Genomic DNA, 17,692 nt, shown 5'->3' with positions numbered 1-17,692 from the left:
CGCGGCTCACAGCGCGGCGGTGAGCCGCCACAGCGCCTCGCGGTCGACGGAGGCCGAGCGGTCCAGCGGGCTCAGCACCACATCGGTTGCTCCGGCGTCGAAATAGCGGCGCACCTGGCGCAGCACCGACTCCTCCGGCCCGATCGCGGCGAGCTCAACAGCATTGGAAAGTCCTTCTCGGGCAATCACATTGCGATACGACGGGATGGTCTCGTAGAAACTCAGCTGCTGCGCGGCGGCGGCGCGGGCGCCCTCCACGTCGTCGGACAGCAGCACCGGCACCGCGGCGATGATGCGCGGCGCCGGGCGGCCGGCCTCGGCGGCCGCCTTGGTGATCCGGGGCACAATGAACTCCTCGATGGTCCGGGGCCCCGCCAGATAGGGCAGCGTCCCGTCGGCCAGTTCGCCGGTGACCTGCAGCGCCTTGGGTCCCATCGCCGCCACGTACACCGGGATCGGGGTGCCGCCGGGGACCCGCACCGGAAAGCTGGGGGCGGCGGACAGTTCGCTGCCGTGAAAGTCGACGGCGCCGCTGTGAAAGACCGACCCCAGGATGGTCAGGTGCTCGCGCAGCCGCGTGATCGTGTTGGGCCATTCGGTGCCGAACGTCCGGCGTTCCAGGTCGGCCGCGCCCAGCCCCAGCCCGAGGCTGAAGCGACCGTGCGCGGCGGCCTGCGCCGTCTGCGCCAACGAGGCCACGATCAGCGGGTGACGCGGGTTGATCGGCACCACCGACGTGCCGACGCCGAGCCCGGGCACCGCGGCCCCGACCAGCGCGGCCAGCGCGATCGCGTCATAGCTCTGCTGCTGGGCCAGCCACACCTGCCCGACCCCGAGCTCGTGGGCGCGTCGGGCCTGGGCGATCACGTCGTCGACCAGATTGGCGGCGTCGGGGTGGGCCATGAGAATGATTCCGGCGGACATGTCGTCAACCAACGCGGGCGCCCGCGCGACAATTCCGGGCGGCCCCGGGCGCCGCGATTGCGCCGACGGGCGGCCGCCGGCGCCGGCACCGATACTGGGTTCCATGGTTGAGGCATCCGAGGGCACGCTGGAACCGATCGGCGCCGTCCAGCGCACCCTGGTGGGGCGCGAGGCCACCGAGCCGATGCGGGCCGACATTCGGCTGCTCGGCGCCATCCTGGGCGACACGGTGCGCGAGCAGAACGGCCAGCAGGTGTTCGAGCTCGTCGAACGCGCCCGGGTGGAATCGTTCCGGGTGCGGCGCTCCGAGATCGACCGGGCCGAGCTGGCCCGGATGTTCGCGGGCATCGACATCCACCAGGCCATCCCGGTCATCCGCGCCTTCAGCCATTTCGCGCTGCTGGCCAACGTCGCCGAGGACATCCACCGGGAGCGCCGCCGGGCGATCCACGTCGCCGCCGGCGAACCGCCGCAGGACAGCAGCCTGGCCGCCACCTACGCCAAACTCGATCGCGCACAACTGGATTCGGCTACGGTGGCCGAGGCGCTGCGGGGCGCGGTGGTGTCCCCGGTGATCACCGCCCACCCCACCGAGACCCGGCGGCGCACCGTCTTCGTCACCCAGCACCGGATCACCGAGCTGATGCGGCTGCACGCCGAGGGGCACACCGAAACCGACGACGGCCGCAACATCGAGCTGGAGCTGCGCCGCCAGGTCCTCACGCTGTGGCAGACCGCGCTGATCCGGCTGTCCCGCCTGCAGATCACCGACGAGATCGAGGTGGGGCTGCGCTACTACGCCGCCGCCTTCTTCAAGGTCATCCCGCAGGTCAACGCCGAGGTCCGCAACGCGCTGCGGGCCCGCTGGCCCGGCGCCGACCTGCTCGACGAGCCGATCGTGGCACCCGGCTCCTGGATCGGCGGCGACCGCGACGGCAACCCCAACGTGACGGCCGACGTGGTGCGCCGGGCCACCGGCGACGCCGCCTACACCGCGCTGGCGCACTATCTGGCCGAGCTGACCGCCTGCGAGCAGGAGCTGTCGATGTCGGCGCGCCTGGTCGCGGTCACCCCCGAGCTGGCCGCGCTGGCCGAGGACTGCGCCGAGAAGGCCCGCGCCGACGAGCCGTACCGGCGGGCGCTGCGGGTGATCCGCGGCCGGCTCACCGCCACCGCCGGCGAGATCCTGGACCGCCGACCGCAACACGAGCTGGACCTGGGTTTGCCGCCGTACGCCACGCCGGCCGAACTGCGGGCCGACCTCGACACCGTCGACGCGTCGTTGCGCGCGCACGGCAGCGCGCTGCTGGCCGACGACCGCCTGGCCCTGCTGCGAGAAGGCGTGCGGGTCTTCGGGTTTCACCTGTGTGGCCTGGACATGCGGCAGAACTCCGACGTGCACGAGGAAGTGGTGGCCGAGCTGCTGGCCTGGGCGGGCGTGCACCCGGACTACCGGTCGCTGCCCGAGGACGAGCGGGTGGAGCTGCTGGCGGCCGAGCTGGGCACCCGCCGGCCGCTGGTCGGGGACCGCGCGGAACTGTCCGAGCTGGCCGACAAGGAGCTGGGTGTGGTGCGCGCGGCGGCGCACGCCATCCGGCGGTACGGCCCGGCCGCCGTGCCCAACTACGTCATCTCGATGTGCCGCTCGGTCTCCGATGTGCTCGAGGCCGCGATCCTGCTCAAGGAGGCGGGGCTGATCGACGCGTCGGGCCCCGAACCCTATTGCCCGGTGGGCATCTCGCCGCTGTTCGAGACCATCGAGGACCTGCACAACGGCGCGGCGATCCTGCACGCGATGCTCGAGCTCCCGCTGTACCGGGCGTTGGTGGCCGCCCGCGGACAGAGCCAGGAGGTGATGCTGGGCTACTCCGACTCCAACAAGGACGGCGGGTACCTGGCGTCGAGCTGGGCGGTGTACCGCGCCGAGCTGGCGCTGGTCGAGGTGGCCCGCAAAACCGGAATCCGGTTGCGGCTCTTCCACGGTCGTGGCGGCACCGTCGGGCGCGGCGGCGGACCGAGCTACGAAGCGATCCTGGCGCAGCCCCCCGGCGCGGTGAACGGCTCGCTGCGGCTCACCGAGCAGGGCGAGGTGATCGCCGCCAAATACGCCGAACCTCAAGTGGCGCAACGCAATCTGGAAAGCCTGGTGGCCGCCACGCTGGAGTCGACGCTGCTCGACGTCGAGGGCCTGGGCGACACCGCCGAACCCGCGTATGCCGTGCTCGACGAGGTGGCGGTGCTGGCGCAGCGCGCCTACGCCGAATTGGTGCACGAGACACCGGGTTTCGTGGACTACTTCATGGCCTCCACCCCGGTCAGCGAGATCGGCTCGCTGAACATCGGCAGCCGGCCCACCTCACGCAAGCCCACCGAGTCCATCGCGGATTTGCGCGCCATTCCCTGGGTGCTGGCCTGGAGTCAGTCCCGGGTGATGCTGCCCGGTTGGTACGGCACCGGTTCAGCGTTCGAGCAGTGGATCGCGGCCGGCCCGCAGAGCCGGGCCGAGCGGGTCGACATCCTGCACGACCTGTACCGTCGCTGGCCGTTCTTCCGCAGCGTGCTGTCGAACCTGGCCCAGGTGCTGGCCAAAAGCGACCTGGGCCTGGCCGCGCAGTACGCCGAGCTGGTCGACGACGCGGCACTGCGGCAGCGGGTGTTCGGCAAGATCGCCGACGAGCACCGCCGCACCATCGCCATGCACAAGCTGATCACCGGCCAGGACAACCTGCTCGCCGACAACCCCGCGCTGGCGCGTTCGGTGTTCAACCGCTTCCCCTACCTCGAGCCGCTCAACCACCTGCAGGTGGAGCTGCTGCGCCGCTACCGCAGCGGCGACGACGACGAACTGGTGCAGCGCGGCATCCTGCTGACGATGAACGGACTGGCCAGCGCGCTGCGAAACAGCGGCTGACGACACGCGAATTGCTCACCCCGGCGGCCCGGTCGCGCATACGCTGAGCCGACGCGACCTCGACCAAGGAGACCCGTGAGCGGACCCGGCCTTCCCCTGTGGCTGCTGCTGGTGTGCGCGGTCGCCGCCGCGATCGCGGTCGCGGTGGGTGCCATCTGGCTGGGGCGCCGGCTGCTGCACGGCCGGCAACAGAACCCGGCGATCGCGTCGTCTCTCACCGTCGTCGGGTTCGTCTACGGTGCGCTGCTGGGCTTCACCGTGGTGGCCACCTGGGAGCACTTCTCGTCCACCCAGGTCGTGGTGTCCGCCGAGGCGTCGGCGCTGACCACCATGTACCGCCAGAGCGTGGCCATGCCGGAACCGGAACGCACCGAAATCCAGGAGCTGCTGCGCAAATACGCCGGCGCGGTGGCCGGTCCGGAGTGGAACAAGCAGCGCAACGAGGGCGCCCGCGCCGCGATCACCCGGATGTATCGCACCGTCGGTCGCCAGCAGCCCAACATCGCCGCCCGGCCGATCAATCAGCAATTCCTCAACCAGCTGAGCGAGCTGGCATCCGACCGCAACGAGCGGATCGTCGGCACCAAACCGCGCATACCCCCGCTGCTGTGGGCGGGCCTGATCTTCGGCGCGGTGGTGCTGGTCGCCTTCACCGGTTTCCTGCGGCTGGGCAGCACCGTCGGCCACGTCGTGGTGTCCGGCACCGTCGCGGCGCTGCTTGCGCTGCTGCTGTGCACCGTGTTCGAACTCGACCACTCGTATGCCACCGATCAGCGCATCACGTCCGGGCCGTTCCAGCACGCCCTGGACATTTTCGACGCCGTCGACAACGACAGCCGCTACTTCCCGCGCTGAGCGTTGGCGTTGCGTCACCGCGCTGCGGCGTCGTTATGGTTGAGTTGGCCGCGCCGCCCGCGTGCCGGGGGCGCCTACACCAACGGGGGAGGTTGGCATTTGAAGACCATCACATTCGGCAAGACGGGGCTCGAGGTTTCCCGGTTGGCGTTCGGCACCTGGGAGTTCTGCAGTGACTGGGGCCATGCCGACGAGGACGCCGCGATCACCATGATCCGCAGCGCCCGCGACCTCGGGATCAACTTCTTCGACACCGCCCAGCAGTACGGCTTCGGGGCGTCTGAACGCCTGCTGGGCAAGGCTTTGCGCGACGACCTCGCCCGCGCGCGCGACGAGGTGGTGATCGCCACCAAGGGTGGACTGCGCGCCACCGACAGCGGACTGGTCCGCGATGCCAGCCCACAATGGCTGCGCAAGGGCGTGGAGTCCAGCCTGACCGCGCTGGGCATCGACCACATCGACGTGTACCTGGTGCACTGGCCCGACCCCCGGATGCCGGCCGCCGAAACCGCCGGGGCTCTCGCGGAATTGGTGTCGGAGGGCAAGATTCGGCATGTCGGGGTGTCCAACTACGACACCGCGCAGGTGGAGGAGTTTTCGGCCACGCTGCCGGTGGAGGTCGTGCAGCCGCCGTATCACCTGTTTCGGCGTGACATCGAGGACACACTGCTGCCGTATGCCCGCGAGCACGACATCGGGGTGATGGTGTACGGCCCGCTGGCGCACGGTTTGCTGACCGGGACGGTCAAGCCGGACACCCGGTTCGCCCCGCAGGATTGGCGCGCCAAGAGCGACATCTTCAGCGGTGACGGCTTCCTGCGCAACCTGGAAGTCGTTGCGCAGCTTCAGGAATTGGCGTCCGACCTGGGGGTGACGATCAGCCAGCTGGCGATCGCGCGGGTGCTGGCGCAGCCGGGTGTGCACGTCGCCATCGTGGGCGCCCAGCACCTGCACTACCTGCAGGAGAGCGCCCGCGCGGCCGACGTCACGCTGTCGGATGCCGACCTGGCCGCCGTCGACAACATCCTGGCGGCGGCGACACCGGTCGGCGGGCCCTATCCCGAGATGCACCAGAAGGCGAGCTGAGTCAGCCCTTCAGCAGCTCACCGACATGCGCGGTGACGGAATCGGCAAGGGCCTGCAGGTCATAACCGCCTTCCAGCACCGCCACCAGCCGGCCGTCGCAGAGCTTTTCCGCCGACTTCATCAATTCCCTTGTGACCCAGCCGAAGTCGTCGGTCGTCATGGTCAGTGAGCCGAGCGGATCGCGTTCGTGGGCGTCGAAGCCGGCGGACACGATGATCAACTCGGGTGAGAAGGCTTGCAGCGCAGGCACAATCCGATCGGTGAAGGCGGCCCGCAATTCGGCGCCGCCGTCCCCGGGTGCCAGCGGAGAGTTGAAGATGTTGCCCACCCCGGTTTCGGCCGCCGCGCCGGTGCCGGGAAACAGCGGCATCTGGTGGGTGGACGCGTACAGCACGCTGGGGTCGGAGTAGAAGATCTGCTGCGTGCCGTTGCCGTGGTGCACGTCGAAGTCGACGATGGCCACCCGCATCAGCCCGTGCTTGCGCTGAGCGTGCCGCGCGCCGATGCTGATGTTGTTGAACAAGCAGAAGCCCATGGCCCGTTCGGTTTCGGCGTGATGCCCCGGCGGACGGCACGCCACGAACGCGTTCTGCACGTCACCGGCCAGCACCCGGTCCACGGCCTGCAGCGTGGCGCCCACCCCGCGCAGCGCCGTCTCCCAGGTCGAGGGCTCCATCATGGTGTCGCCGCCGTCGAGGTAGACGTAACCGTGTTGCGGCCGCGCCGCTTCCAGCGCGTCGACGTAGCGGTTGGAATGCACGTAGCGCGTGGCCGCCAACTCGGCCGGCTCGGCCGTCTCGCGCACCAGCGCGTCGAACCCGGGCCGGCTCAGCGCGGCCGCCACGGCGCGGTACCGATCAGGGCGCTCCGGATGGCCGGGTGCGGTCCGGTGGGCGGCGAAGTCGGGATGGTGCAGCAGCAGGGTGGCCATCGAGGTTCCGCCGGGCGGCTACTGTGCGGTCCGGTTGCGCAGCCGATCCACCAGGCCGCGCACCGCGTGCTCGGTGACCGACAGCGGCGACATCACGGTCTCGCCCACCTTCACCAAGTCGTCGACCCGCGCGACGATCGCCTCCACCGGCTCGACCAGCACGATCAGCCGCTTGGCCAGATCGTCCAGGCTGGCCAGGGTGCCGTCCAGGTGGTCCAGGCCGGTCTCCATCCGCTCCACCGTGGCGTTCAGCGCCGCGAGGGAACTGCTGAGCTCCTTGAGCGTGCTGCTCAAACCGTCGAGGACGTCTTCGACCTGCTCGACCGTTTTGTCGGCGTTCAGCGCGGCCTGGGTGAGCGTCTTGATCCGGCTTCGCTCTTGGCCCCCGCGCACGGTTCTGTCTGCCATGCCCGTCATTATCACCCGCCCCGGGCCGCGGCAGGCCCCGACGGTGCGGCTAGCCCTGGACGGCGGTGCCGGGCGGCAGCTTGGCGGCGGCCTCCCGGTCGAGCAGCCACAGCGTGGTGTCCAGCCCGACCGCCCCGGCTGCGGGCACCGAGACCGGGGCGGCGCCGTTGATGGCCGCGGCCACCGCGTCGGCCTTGCCGGCGCCCGACACCATCAGCCACACCTCGCGGGAGCGCGCAATCGCGGGCAGCGTCAACGTGATTCGCTGTGGGGGCGGCTTGGGGGAGTCCTCGACCGGCACCACCATGCGGGTGGTCTCCAGCACCGCGGGGGTGTCCGGGAACAGCGAATTGATGTGGCCCTCCGGGCCCATGCCCAGCAGGTGCACATCGAAATTCGGGACCGGCTGCCCGGGCGCGGCGTTGGCGGCCAGCAGCTGCTCGTAGGCCAGCGCCGCCGCGGCCAGGTCGCTGCCGAATTCGCCGTCGCTGGCCGGCATCGGGTGCACCTGGCTGGACGGAATGTCGACATGGGACAGCAGCGCCTCACGCGCCTGCTTCTCGTTGCGCTCGTCGTCGTCCTCGGGGACGTAGCGTTCGTCGCCCCAGAACAGGTGCACGGCCGACCAGTCGATCGGCCGCCCCGCCAGCGACTTCAGCAGCCCGATGCCGTTGCCGCCGCCGGTCAGCACGATCAGCGCCCGGCCCCGGGCCGCCACGGCGTCGGCGATGGTGTCGGCCAGTCGCGCCGCGGCGGCGGTGACCAGGGCCTGGCTGTCCGGGAAAATTTCGATGCGGGTGCTCACACGTATTGCACTTTCTCGATGCCTTCCAGCGCTGATTGATAAATCTCGTCGGCGTCCAGCCGGCGCAGGTCTTCGGCCAGACACTCGCCGGTTTCCCTGCGCGCCAACGGAAGTAGGGCATCCGGGCGGGACGTGCGGCTCAGCGTGGCGGTGCGGCCCTCCTGCGGGCGGCTCAACACGATGGTTTCGCTGCTGCGCGCCAGTTCGACCTTGAGCTCGCCCACCGCCCGGCGCACCGGGCCGTCGATGCGGCTGGCCAGCCAGCCGGCCAGGACGTCGAGCGCCGGCTCGGTCTTCAAACCCGACACCAGCGCCGATTCGATCGGCTCGTGCGGCGCCAAGTCGACGGCCGCGGCCAGCAACGCCCGCCAATAGGTGATGCGCGCCCAGGCCAGATCGGTGTCGCCCGCGGTGTAGCCGGGCAGCCGGCTCTTGATCGCCGCCAGCGGGTCGACCCCGTTGGTCGCGTCCGTGATGCGGCGAATCGCCAACCGGCCCAACGGATCCTGCGCGGGCACCGCGGGCGCCACGTCCGGCCACCAGACCACCACCGGGATGTCGGGGAGCAGGAACGGGGTGACCACGCTGGCGGCGTGCCCGGACAGTGCCCCGGACAGCCACAGCACCACGACCTCGCTGGCGCCGGTGTCGCCGCCGGCGCGCAGCTGCGCGTCCAGGCGGGGTTTGTCGGCGTACGGGTTGCCCCGCAGCGTGACGATGATCCGGCTGGGGTGTTCATGGCTGGCGTCGTTGGCCGCCTTCAGCGACTCCTCGAGGATCTCCTCGCTGTCGGGCGCGATGATCAGGGTCAGCACCCGGCCCATGGCGACGGCGCCGACCCTTTCCCGCAGTTCGTCCAGCTTCTTGTTGACCGCGGTGGTAGTGGCGTCCGGCATGTCAATTATCAATTGCGCCACTCCTCCTCATCGCTGCGCTCTGCATCGTCGTGGCGCGTATCAATTGCGCCACTCCTCCTCATCGCTGCGCTCTGCATCGTCGTGGCGCGTATCAATTGCGCCACTCCTTTTCATCGCCAGGAGTCATGGCCGCCGCCATTCGCGGCCCGTCCGGTGCAGCATCTCGAACGCCGAATCCGGGCCCCAGGTGCCGGCCTCGTAGGGCTCGGGCCTGCCGCCGCTCGCCCAGTTGTCGAGCACGGGATCGAGGATGTGCCAAGCCAATTCGACTTCGGCGTTGACCGGGAACAGGGACGGCTCACCCAGCAGCACGTCGAGGATCAACTGCTCGTAGGCCTCCGGTGATTCCTCGGCGAACGCCGACCCGTAGGAGAAGTCCATGTTGACGTCGCGGACCTCCATCGCGGTGCCCGGCACCTTGGAACCGAACCGCAGCGTGACACCCTCGTCGGGCTGCACCCGGATCACCATGGCGTTGGCGCCCAGCTCATCGGTCATCGTCGCGTCGAACGGCAGATGCGGCGCGCGTTTGAACACCAGGGCTATCTCGGTCACCCTGCGGCCCAAGCGTTTTCCGGTCCGCAGGTAGAACGGCACCCCGGCCCAGCGGCGGGTGTCCACCTCGAGGGTGATGGCGGCGAACGTCTCGGTGATCGAGTCCTTGGCGAAGCCCTCCTCGTCGAGCAGCCCGACCACCTTCTCGCCGCCCTGCCAGCCCGCGGTGTACTGGCCGCGGCTGGTGGTCTCGTCGAGCGGGTGGGCGAGGTGGGTGGCCGAGAGCACCTTGATCTTCTCGGCCTGCAGCGCCAACGGGCTGAAGCTGACCGGCTCTTCCATCGCGGTCAGCGCCAGCAGCTGCATCAGGTGGTTCTGGATGACGTCGCGCGCGGCGCCGATGCCGTCGTAGTAGCCGGCCCGCCCGCCCAAGCCGATGTCCTCGGCCATGGTGATCTGCACGTGGTCGACGTAGTGCGAGTTCCAGATCGGGTCGAACAACTGGTTGGCGAACCGCAGCGCCAGGATGTTGCGGACCGTCTCCTTGCCCAGGTAGTGGTCGATGCGGAAGACCGACTCCTCGGGAAAGACGGCGTTGACGGCCTTGTTCAGGCTCTGCGCGCTCTCCAAGTCGTGGCCGAACGGCTTCTCGATGACAACTCGGCTCCAGCGGTCGCCCTGCGGGCGGGCCAGCCCGGACTTGTGCAGTTGTTCGCACACGACGGGGAAGGACTTGGGCGGGATGGCCAGGTAGAAGGCGTGATTACCGCCGGTGCCCCGCTCGGCGTCGAGTTTGTCCAGCGTCTCGGCGAGCCGGCCGAACGCCTCGTCGTCGTCGAAAGCGCCTGGCACGAAACGGAATCCCTCGGCCAGCCGATCCCAGTTCTCCTGCCGGAACGGGGTGCGGCAGTGCTCCTTGACGGCCTCGTATACCACCTTGCCGAAATCCTGGGTGCTCCAATCCCTTCGGGCGAAGCCGACCAGCGAGAAGCTGGGCGGCAGCAGCCCGCGGTTGGCCAGGTCGTAGATGGCGGGCATGACCTTCTTGCGGGCCAGATCGCCGGTGACGCCGAAGATCACCATTCCGCACGGCCCGGCGATGCGCGGGAGCCGCTTGTCGCGCTTGTCGCGTAACGGGTTATGCCATTGCTGCGCGGTGCGAGCCGGGCTCATTTGGAGGCGGAGCCCAGCTGCTTCTGCGTTTCCTCCATCAGCTCGGTCCAGGAATCCACGAACTTCTCCACGCCCTCGTTCTCCAGCACCACGAAGACGTCCGGCAGGTCGACGCCGACCGCGGCCAGTTCGTCGAACACCCGCTGGGCGTCCGGACCGGTGCCGGTGACGGTGTCGCCGCGGATCACGCCGTGATCGGCGACCGCGTCAATCGTCTTCTCCGGCATGGTGTTCACCGTGTTGGGAGCGACCAGTTCGGTGACGTAGAGGGTGTCGGAGTAGTCCGGGTTCTTCACCCCCGTCGACGCCCACAGCGGGCGCTGCACGCGGGCCCCGTCGGCCTTGAGCGCCTGGTAGCGCTGGCCGCCCTCGAACACCTCCTGGTAGGCCGCGTAGGCCAGCCGGGCGTTGGCCACGCCGGCCTGCCCGCGCAGCGCCAGCGCCCGCTCGCCGCCGATCTTCTCCAGCCGCTTGTCGATCTCGGTGTCCACCCGGGACACGAAAAACGAAGCCACCGAATGGATCTTGGACAGGTCGTGGCCGGCTTCGCGCGCCTTCTCCATGCCGGCAAGGTAGGCGTCCATCACGGCGCGGTACCGCTCGACGGAGAAGATCAGCGTGACGTTGACCGAAATCCCTTCGGCCAGAACGGCGGTGATGGCCGGCAGCCCGGCCTGGGTCGCCGGGATCTTGATGAACAGGTTGGGCCGGTCGACGATCTTCCACAACTCGACGGCCTGGGCGATGGTCTTGTCGGTGTCGCCGGCCAGCCGCGGGTCCACCTCGATGGACACCCGGCCGTCGACACCGTCGGAGTTCTCCCACTCGCGGGTCAACACGTCGCAGGCGTTGCGCACGTCGTCCGTGGTGACCGTGCGGATGGTGGCGTCGACGTCGGCGCCCCGCGCGGCCAGTTCGGCGATCTGGCTGTCGTAGGCGTGGCCCTCGGCGAACGCCTTCTGGAAGATCGACGGGTTGGTGGTCACGCCGACAACGCATTTGGTGTCGATCAGCTCTTGCAGGTTGCCCGACCGCAGCCGGTCCCGGGACAGGTCGTCCAGCCACACGGAAACCCCCGCGGCGCTCAGTGCCGCGAGGTTAGGGTTCTGAGCGGTCATGTGAATTACCCTTTCCTCAGTTGTCCACGACTTCTTCCGCGGCGGCAGCGACGGCTTCGGCAGTGAAGCCGAATTCACGGAACAACGTTTTGTAGTCGGCGGATTCGCCGTAGTGCTCGATCGAGATGATCTTCCCGGTGTCGCCGACCAGCTTGTGCCAGCTCTGCGCCACCCCGGCCTCGACGGCCACCCGGGCCGACACCGACGGCGGCAGCACACTGTCGCGGTAGTCGTCGGGCTGGGACTCGAACCATTCCACGCACGGCATGGACACCACCCGCGCCACAATGTCCTTGTCCGCCAACAACTTCTGCGCCTCGACGGCCAGCTGTACCTCCGAGCCGGTGGCGATCAGGATGACGTCGGGCTCCTGGCCGGCCTCCTCGCCGTCCGAGCCCAGGATGTAGCCGCCCCGGGCGACACCGTCGGCGTCGGTGCCCTCGAGCACCGGCAGGCCCTGGCGGGTCAGGACCAATCCGACCGGGCCGCTGCCGTTGCCGCGGGCCAGGATGGTGCGCCAGGCGTAGGCGGTCTCGTTGGCGTCGGCCGGACGCACCACCGACAGCTTGGGGATGGCGCGCAACGCCGCCAGGTGCTCGATCGGCTGGTGCGTCGGCCCGTCCTCACCCAGCCCGATGGAATCGTGCGTCCACACGTAGATGGTGTCGATGTCCATCAGCGAGGCCAGCCGCACCGCCGGACGCATGTAGTCCGAGAACTGCAGGAAGGTGCCGCCGTAGGCGCGGGTCGGGCCGTGCAGCACGATGCCGGACAGGATCGCCCCCATGGCGTGTTCGCGGACACCGAAATGCAGCACCCGGCCATACCAGGAGGCGGTGAACTCCTTGGTGGAAATCGACGGGGGCCCAAAGGAATCCGCGTTGTTGATGGTGGTGAGGTTGCTCTCGGCCAGGTCGGCCGAGCCGCCCCAGAGCTCGGGCAGTTTCGGCGCCACGGCGTTGAGCACCGCGCCGGAGGCCTTGCGGGTGGCGATCGCGTCGGAACCCGGCTCCCAGTGCGGCAGGTCGGCGTCCCACCCGTCGGGCAGCTTCTCGGCCGTCAACCGCTCCAGCAGCGCCTTGCGCTCGGGCTCGCGCTGCGCCCAGGCGTCGAAATCGGTCTGCCACTTCTGGTGTGCCTCCCGGCCGCGGTCGACCAGCTTGCGGGTGTGGGCGATCACCTCGTCGCGCACCTGGAACGTCTTGTCCGGGTCGAAGCCGAGGATCTTCTTGACCGCGGCCACCTCCTCCTCGCCCAGCGCCGCGCCGTGCGCCTTGCCGGTGTTCATCGCGTTGGGCGCCGGATAGCCGATGATGGTGCGCAGCTCGATGAACGACGGCCGGTCGGTGACGGCCTTGGCCGCGGCGATGGCCTCCTCGATGGCGACGACGTTCTCGCCACCCTCGACGCGCTGCACGTGCCAGCCGTAGGCCTCGTAGCGGGCGGCGGTGTCCTCGCACAGGGCGATGTTGGTGTCGTCCTCGATGGAGATCTGGTTGTGGTCGTAGAACACGATCAGGTTGCCCAGTTGCTGCACGGCCGCCAGCGACGAGGCCTCCGACGTGACGCCCTCCTCGATGTCGCCGTCGGAGGCGATCACGTAGATGAAGTGGTCGAACGGGCTGGTGCCGGCGGCGGCGTCCGGGTCGAACAGCCCGCGCTCGTAGCGGGAGGCCATCGCCATGCCCACCGCGGAGGCCAGGCCCTGGCCCAGCGGGCCGGTGGTGATCTCCACACCCTTGGTGTGCCGGAACTCCGGGTGCCCGGGCGTCTTGGAGCCCCAGGTGCGCAGCGACTCGATGTCGGACAGCTCCAGACCGAAGCCACCCAGGTACAGCTGCAGGTACAGCGTCAGGCTGCTGTGCCCGGCCGACAGCACGAACCGGTCCCGGCCCAGCCAGTGGGTGTCGCTGGGGTCGTGCCGCATCACCCGCTGAAACAGCGTGTAGGCCAGGGGAGCCAGGCTCATCGCCGTCCCGGGATGTCCGTTGCCCACCTTTTGCACCGCGTCGGCGGCCAGCACCCGAATGGTGTCGACGGCGGCCGAGTCCAGCTCGGACCAGTCGTCGGGAAGGTGCGGTTGGGTCAGCGCAGAGATCTCTTCAAGTGTCGTCACAGACTCAGTCCTTGGGTCATCGAGCTGATCAATCCCACCCTAGTGCGGGAGGGCCGGCTGGTGCAGTGCAGGTTTTCGGGTACCCGCGGCCGGTAGGAGTGAAAATTACGCGCCCGTCGTCAGGCCTTAACATTCAGTTCGGGAATCCGGGAAAAGTCGGCCGGGAAGGGACCCACGGGCCCGGCATCGCCGCCACCCGGTCTACCATCGTGTGTAGTAGATGCTGCGCGCCGCTGCGACCCCAAGGAGTTATTGCGTGAGCGTTCGCGGGCGCGTCGCGCCGAGCCAAACGCCAAGCCGGATACCAGGCACCGTGCTGGCGTATCTGGCGCTGACCAAGCCGCGGGTCATCGAACTGCTGCTGGTGACCGCGATTCCGGCGATGCTGCTCGCCCAGCGCGGCACCGTGAACCCGCTGTTGATCGTCAACACGCTGATCGGCGGGATGCTGGCCGCGGGCGGCGCCAACGCGCTGAACTGCGTGGCCGACGCGGATATCGACAAGGTGATGAAGCGCACCGCACGCCGGCCGCTGGCCCGAGCGGCGGTGCCCACCCGCAACGCCTTGGTGTTCGGGCTGGTGCTGACGGCCGGCTCGTTCTTGTGGCTGTGGTGGACGACGAATCTGCTGTCGGGGCTGCTGGCGCTGGCGACGATCGCGTTTTACGTGTTCGTTTACACACTGCTGCTCAAGCGGCGCACCTCGCAGAACGTGGTGTGGGGCGGCGCGGCCGGCTGCATGCCGGTGATGATCGGCTGGTCGGCGGTCACCGGCACGATTCAGTGGCCGGCGCTGGTGATGTTCGCCATCATCTTCTTCTGGACGCCGCCGCACACCTGGGCGCTGGCGATGCGGTACAAGGACGACTACAAGGCGGCGGGCGTCCCGATGCTGCCGGCCGTGGCGACCGAGCGTCAGGTGACCAAGCAGATCCTGGTCTACACCTGGCTGACGGTGCTGGCCACGCTGGCGCTGGCGCTGGCGACCGGCTGGCTGTACGCGGCGGTCGCCCTGGTGGCCGGGGTGTGGTTCCTGGCGATGGCCCACCAGCTCTATGCCGGGGTGCGCGCCGGCGAGCCGGTCAAGCCGCTGCGGTTGTTCCTGCAGTCGAACAACTACCTGGCGGTGGTGTTCTGCGCGCTGGCGATCGACTCGGCGATCGGGCTGCCGACGCTGCTGTGAGCTGTTGGCGCCGGGCCCGGTCCCGCGTCACATCCGTCACGCCCGTCCCTGCGCGGAAGTGGACCGCGTGTGCCCGCCTCGCAGCGACAATCGGCTCGCCTCAACGGTTGTCGCTCAAAGGCGGGCACTTCGTCCATCGTCCTCGCGCCGTGGCCCATGTGGCCTGAGTGAAATGCCTAGGGGAGCAGCACGATCGAGCCGGTGGTTTTGCGGCCCTGCAGGTCGCGGTGGGCGCGGGCCGCGTCGGCCAACGGATAGCGTCCGCCCACTTCGACGGTGATGTCGCCGGCGGCGATCGCCGCGAACAATTCCTCTGCGCGCCAACTGAATTCCTGGCCGGTGCGGATGAAGTGCGCCAGCGACGGCCGGGTCAGGAACACCGAGCCGGCGGCGTTGAGGCGTTGCGGATCGAACGGCGGAACCGGGCCGCTGGCCGCCCCGAACAGCGCCAGGGTGCCCCGCACCGCCAGGCTGGCCAGGCTGGCGTCGAACGTGCTCGCGCCTACGCCGTCGTACGCCGCGGCCACCCCGGCGCCGTCGGTCAACGCGCGGATCCGGCTGCCGAATTCGTCGGCGTCGTCGGGGTAGGAGAGCACCTCGTCGGCACCCGCCTGCGCCGACCGGCGCGCCTTCTCCGGCGTCGACACCGTGGTGATCACCCGCGCGCCCAGCAGCTGCGCCCACTGCGTCAGGATCAGCCCGACCCCGCCGGCGCCGGCGTGCACCAGCACCGTGTCGCCGGCCTGCACCGGATACACCGACTTCAGCAGGTAGTGCGCGGTCAGCCCCTTCAGCAGCGCCGAGGCCGCCACGTCGGCGGCCACCCCGTCCGGCACGTGTGCGGTCAAAGACGCTGGGGCCGTTGCATATTCGGCGTAGCCGCCCGTCGCCGCGGCGCTGACCACCCGGTCCCCGACGTTGAAGCCGTCGACGCCGTCACCGGCGGCGGCGACGGTACCGCACAGTTCCTGGCCGATGATGAACGGCAGCTCGCGCGGGTACTGCCCGGAGCGGAAATAGGTGTCGATGTAGTTGACGCCGATGGCCTCGGCCTTGATCAGCACCTGCCCCGGCCCGGCCGTGGGCGTGGGGGTTTCGACGTAGCGCAGCACCTCGGGGCCGCCGGTTTCGCTGACTTCGATTGCGTGCATGTGCTTATCATGCCCGGGCATGAAACTCGCCCGTCCGGACGTCTTCCATCCCCGCATCGTGCTGGCGGGTCGCCGCGACGACCCCGGGCTGGTGTCCGCGCTGCGCCGGCGTGGCCTGCACGCGCGCCGGCTGCCCTGGGAGGACGCCGAGACGCTGCACGCCGACCTGGTGATCGTGCGGGCCGGCCCGGATGCCGCGCGGCGCGACGAGTTCCTGGCCTGGACCCGCCGGCCCCGGCACCTGCTCAACCCGCCCGCGGCGCTGGCGTGGAACCTCGACGCGCATTATCTGCGCGACCTGCGCGACGGCGGCGTGCCGACGCGGCCGGGCGCTCAGCCCGACACATCGTTGATCTTCCTGGGCGGCGCGCAGTCGCACGCCTGGCCGGCCGAGCCGGAATTCGAGTCCTGGGACCTCGGCCACGCCGCGCTCGCCGTGGCCGCCGACCACACCGGGATCGGCGTGCCGGAGGTGCTGTTCGCGCGCGCCGACCTGGCCGGGGACCGGCTGGTGCGGCTGGACCTGGTCGCGCCGGAACTGGGCTGGCGACACCTCGACACCCCGGGCCGCGAGGCCGCGCAGCGCCGGTTCGCGCTGGCGGTCGAGTCAGCCTGTGAGCGGCTCGGCCTGGGCCCGCTGTCGCATCGACGCCCATAGCGCGGCGGTGGCCGCGGTGCACGCGGCCGCCCCCGCCACGTGCACGGCCACCAGCGCGGCGGGCACCCCCGTGTAGTACTGCGCGGTGCCGACGGCGGCCTGCGCGCACAGCAGCACCAGCAGCACGCCGAGCCGCAGCAGGATGGGCCGCGCGGCGCGCACGGCCAGCAGCCCGAAACCCAGCCCGACGATCAGCGCCAGGTAGGCGACCAGCAGCGAGGAGTGCAGGTGCACCAGGGTGTCGACCTGCACCTTGAGCCGCGGCACCGTCCGGGTCGGGCTGCGGTCACCGGCGTGCGGCCCGGCGGCCGTCACCAGCGTGCCGGTGACCAGCACCGCGGCCAGATTGACGCCGGACAGCGCCGTGAGCACCCGCAGCGGGGTGGGCACCCGCGGCTGATCCACCCCGTCGTCGGGCTCGCCGATCTTCACGTACAGCAGCACCGACAGCCACACCATCGTCATCGAGGTCAGCAGGTGGATGGCCACCGTCCACCAGAGCAGCCCGGTGCGCACGGTGATGCCGCCGATGACCGCCTGCACGACGGTGGACACCGGCATCAGCCAGGCGTAGACGAGCACCTCGGGCCGTCGCCGCGCCCGGGTCACCGCCAGCACGGCCAGCGCCGCGGCGACGACGACCGCGAAGGTGATCATCCGGTTGCCGAATTCGACGGCCTGGTGGATGCGTGGCACCTCGGCGTGCGGCACCGGGACGAAGCTGCCCGGGAAGCATTGCGGCCAGGTGGGGCAGCCCAGGCCCGAGGCGGTGACGCGGACGATCGCGCCGGTGATGGCGATTCCGCCCTGGGTCAGGATGACGGCCACGGCGATCAGGCGCTGGACGCCCACGCTGGGATTGGGCAGCAGGTCCACCAACCGCAGCAGCGTTCGTCCGAGCATTGCCCGATGGTATGCGACCGAAAACTACAGCCCGTAGTAAGCCCGCCGGGTCCACGAG

General features: G+C 69.9%; 15 protein-coding genes and 1 pseudogene. 5 read left to right on the top strand and 11 right to left on the bottom strand.

The window, feature by feature from the left end:
• Positions 1–6: 6 nt before the first annotated feature.
• Positions 7–1,029 (bottom strand): LLM class F420-dependent oxidoreductase, encoded by a 1,023-nt coding sequence (locus H7I87_RS03710; RefSeq protein WP_024636783.1) that lies wholly within the window; start codon positions 1,027–1,029, stop codon positions 7–9.
• On the opposite strand from H7I87_RS03710, the gene ppc reads away from it, so the two are divergent.
• The 3 genes from ppc (at position 1,028) to H7I87_RS03695 (ending at position 5,776) form a co-directional block, all read left to right on the top strand.
• Positions 1,028–3,835 carry a phosphoenolpyruvate carboxylase gene (gene ppc / locus H7I87_RS03705; RefSeq protein WP_009977603.1) on the top strand — a complete coding sequence of 936 codons (2,808 nt, stop codon included), beginning with the start codon at positions 1,028–1,030 and terminating at the stop codon, positions 3,833–3,835. The two genes, H7I87_RS03710 and ppc, sit on opposite strands and share 2 nt — an antisense overlap.
• A 75-nt stretch (positions 3,836–3,910) precedes the next feature.
• The gene (locus H7I87_RS03700) at positions 3,911–4,690 is read left to right on the top strand and encodes a bestrophin-like domain (protein ID WP_009977601.1); all 780 of its coding nucleotides are present in this window, start codon (positions 3,911–3,913) and stop codon (positions 4,688–4,690) included.
• Positions 4,691–4,789: 99 nt separating this feature from the next.
• The gene (locus H7I87_RS03695) at positions 4,790–5,776 is read left to right on the top strand and encodes an aldo/keto reductase (protein WP_009977598.1); all 987 of its coding nucleotides are present in this window, start codon (positions 4,790–4,792) and stop codon (positions 5,774–5,776) included.
• Position 5,777: 1 nt separating this feature from the next.
• Here H7I87_RS03695 and H7I87_RS03690 read toward each other — a convergent pair whose 3' ends face one another.
• From H7I87_RS03690 to tkt, 8 genes and pseudogenes are all read right to left on the bottom strand, one after another.
• Positions 5,778–6,707, bottom strand: coding sequence for a histone deacetylase family protein (locus H7I87_RS03690; RefSeq protein WP_009977596.1), 930 nt, complete (start codon positions 6,705–6,707; stop codon positions 5,778–5,780).
• Positions 6,708–6,725: 18 nt separating this feature from the next.
• Positions 6,726–7,124: a hypothetical protein gene (locus H7I87_RS03685; RefSeq protein WP_003876065.1), complete on the bottom strand. Its 399-nt coding sequence runs from the start codon at positions 7,122–7,124 to the stop codon at positions 6,726–6,728.
• Between the two features lie 40 nt (positions 7,125–7,164).
• A complete protein-coding gene (gene pgl / locus H7I87_RS03680; protein ID WP_003876066.1) occupies positions 7,165–7,920 on the bottom strand; it encodes a 6-phosphogluconolactonase in 756 nt (251 codons plus the stop codon).
• The gene (opcA, locus tag H7I87_RS03675; protein ID WP_003876067.1) at positions 7,917–8,828 is read right to left on the bottom strand and encodes a glucose-6-phosphate dehydrogenase assembly protein OpcA; all 912 of its coding nucleotides are present in this window, start codon (positions 8,826–8,828) and stop codon (positions 7,917–7,919) included. The genes pgl and opcA overlap by 4 nt, the downstream gene beginning before the upstream one ends.
• A 13-nt stretch (positions 8,829–8,841) precedes the next feature.
• Positions 8,842–8,914: pseudogene (locus H7I87_RS29120) on the bottom strand (hypothetical protein); the annotation flags it as partial.
• Positions 8,915–8,960: 46 nt separating this feature from the next.
• Positions 8,961–10,505 (bottom strand): glucose-6-phosphate dehydrogenase, encoded by a 1,545-nt coding sequence (gene zwf, locus H7I87_RS03670; RefSeq protein WP_009977591.1) that lies wholly within the window; start codon positions 10,503–10,505, stop codon positions 8,961–8,963.
• The gene (gene tal, locus H7I87_RS03665) at positions 10,502–11,623 is read right to left on the bottom strand and encodes a transaldolase (RefSeq protein ID WP_003876069.1); all 1,122 of its coding nucleotides are present in this window, start codon (positions 11,621–11,623) and stop codon (positions 10,502–10,504) included. The genes zwf and tal overlap by 4 nt, the downstream gene beginning before the upstream one ends.
• 16 nt (positions 11,624–11,639) lie before the next feature.
• Entirely contained in the window at positions 11,640–13,739 is a 2,100-nt protein-coding gene (gene tkt / locus H7I87_RS03660) for a transketolase (RefSeq protein WP_023863986.1), read from the bottom strand.
• Between the two features lie 256 nt (positions 13,740–13,995).
• On the opposite strand from tkt, the gene H7I87_RS03655 reads away from it, so the two are divergent.
• Positions 13,996–14,922, top strand: coding sequence for a heme o synthase (locus tag H7I87_RS03655; protein WP_031344238.1), 927 nt, complete (start codon positions 13,996–13,998; stop codon positions 14,920–14,922).
• A gap of 176 nt (positions 14,923–15,098) precedes the next feature.
• On the opposite strand, the gene H7I87_RS03650 is transcribed toward H7I87_RS03655, so the two are convergent.
• A complete protein-coding gene (locus H7I87_RS03650; protein WP_031349664.1) occupies positions 15,099–16,073 on the bottom strand; it encodes a quinone oxidoreductase family protein in 975 nt (324 codons plus the stop codon).
• Between the two features lie 19 nt (positions 16,074–16,092).
• Here H7I87_RS03650 and H7I87_RS03645 point away from each other — a divergent pair, with 19 nt between their 5' ends.
• Entirely contained in the window at positions 16,093–16,731 is a 639-nt protein-coding gene (locus H7I87_RS03645; RefSeq protein ID WP_063967094.1) for a DcsG N-terminal domain-containing protein, read from the top strand.
• Here the strand turns inward: H7I87_RS03645 and H7I87_RS03640 are convergent.
• Positions 16,681–17,634, bottom strand: coding sequence for a COX15/CtaA family protein (locus H7I87_RS03640; protein WP_003876074.1), 954 nt, complete (start codon positions 17,632–17,634; stop codon positions 16,681–16,683). The two genes, H7I87_RS03645 and H7I87_RS03640, sit on opposite strands and share 51 nt — an antisense overlap.
• Positions 17,635–17,692: the final 58 nt, after the last annotated feature.

The organism is Mycobacterium timonense (assembly GCF_025821985.1).
Classification (GTDB): Bacteria; Actinomycetota; Actinomycetes; order Mycobacteriales; family Mycobacteriaceae; genus Mycobacterium; species Mycobacterium avium.
The sequence above is the reverse complement of the archived record's forward strand: the minus strand, read 5'-3'. Positions and strand labels throughout refer to the sequence as shown.

Coding starts and splice junctions, on each gene's coding strand:
- zwf (WP_009977591.1), bottom strand. CDS start 10,505: ATGAGCCCGGCTCGCACCGCGCAGCAATGGCATAACCCGTTACGCGAC.
- H7I87_RS03650 (WP_031349664.1), bottom strand. CDS start 16,073: ATGCACGCAATCGAAGTCAGCGAAACCGGCGGCCCCGAGGTGCTGCGC.
- H7I87_RS03685 (WP_003876065.1), bottom strand. CDS start 7,124: ATGACGGGCATGGCAGACAGAACCGTGCGCGGGGGCCAAGAGCGAAGC.
- H7I87_RS03640 (WP_003876074.1), bottom strand. CDS start 17,634: ATGCTCGGACGAACGCTGCTGCGGTTGGTGGACCTGCTGCCCAATCCC.
- ppc (WP_009977603.1), top strand. CDS start 1,028: ATGGTTGAGGCATCCGAGGGCACGCTGGAACCGATCGGCGCCGTCCAG.
- H7I87_RS03645 (WP_063967094.1), top strand. CDS start 16,093: ATGAAACTCGCCCGTCCGGACGTCTTCCATCCCCGCATCGTGCTGGCG.
- H7I87_RS03690 (WP_009977596.1), bottom strand. CDS start 6,707: ATGGCCACCCTGCTGCTGCACCATCCCGACTTCGCCGCCCACCGGACC.
- tal (WP_003876069.1), bottom strand. CDS start 11,623: ATGACCGCTCAGAACCCTAACCTCGCGGCACTGAGCGCCGCGGGGGTT.
- H7I87_RS03710 (WP_024636783.1), bottom strand. CDS start 1,029: ATGGAACCCAGTATCGGTGCCGGCGCCGGCGGCCGCCCGTCGGCGCAA.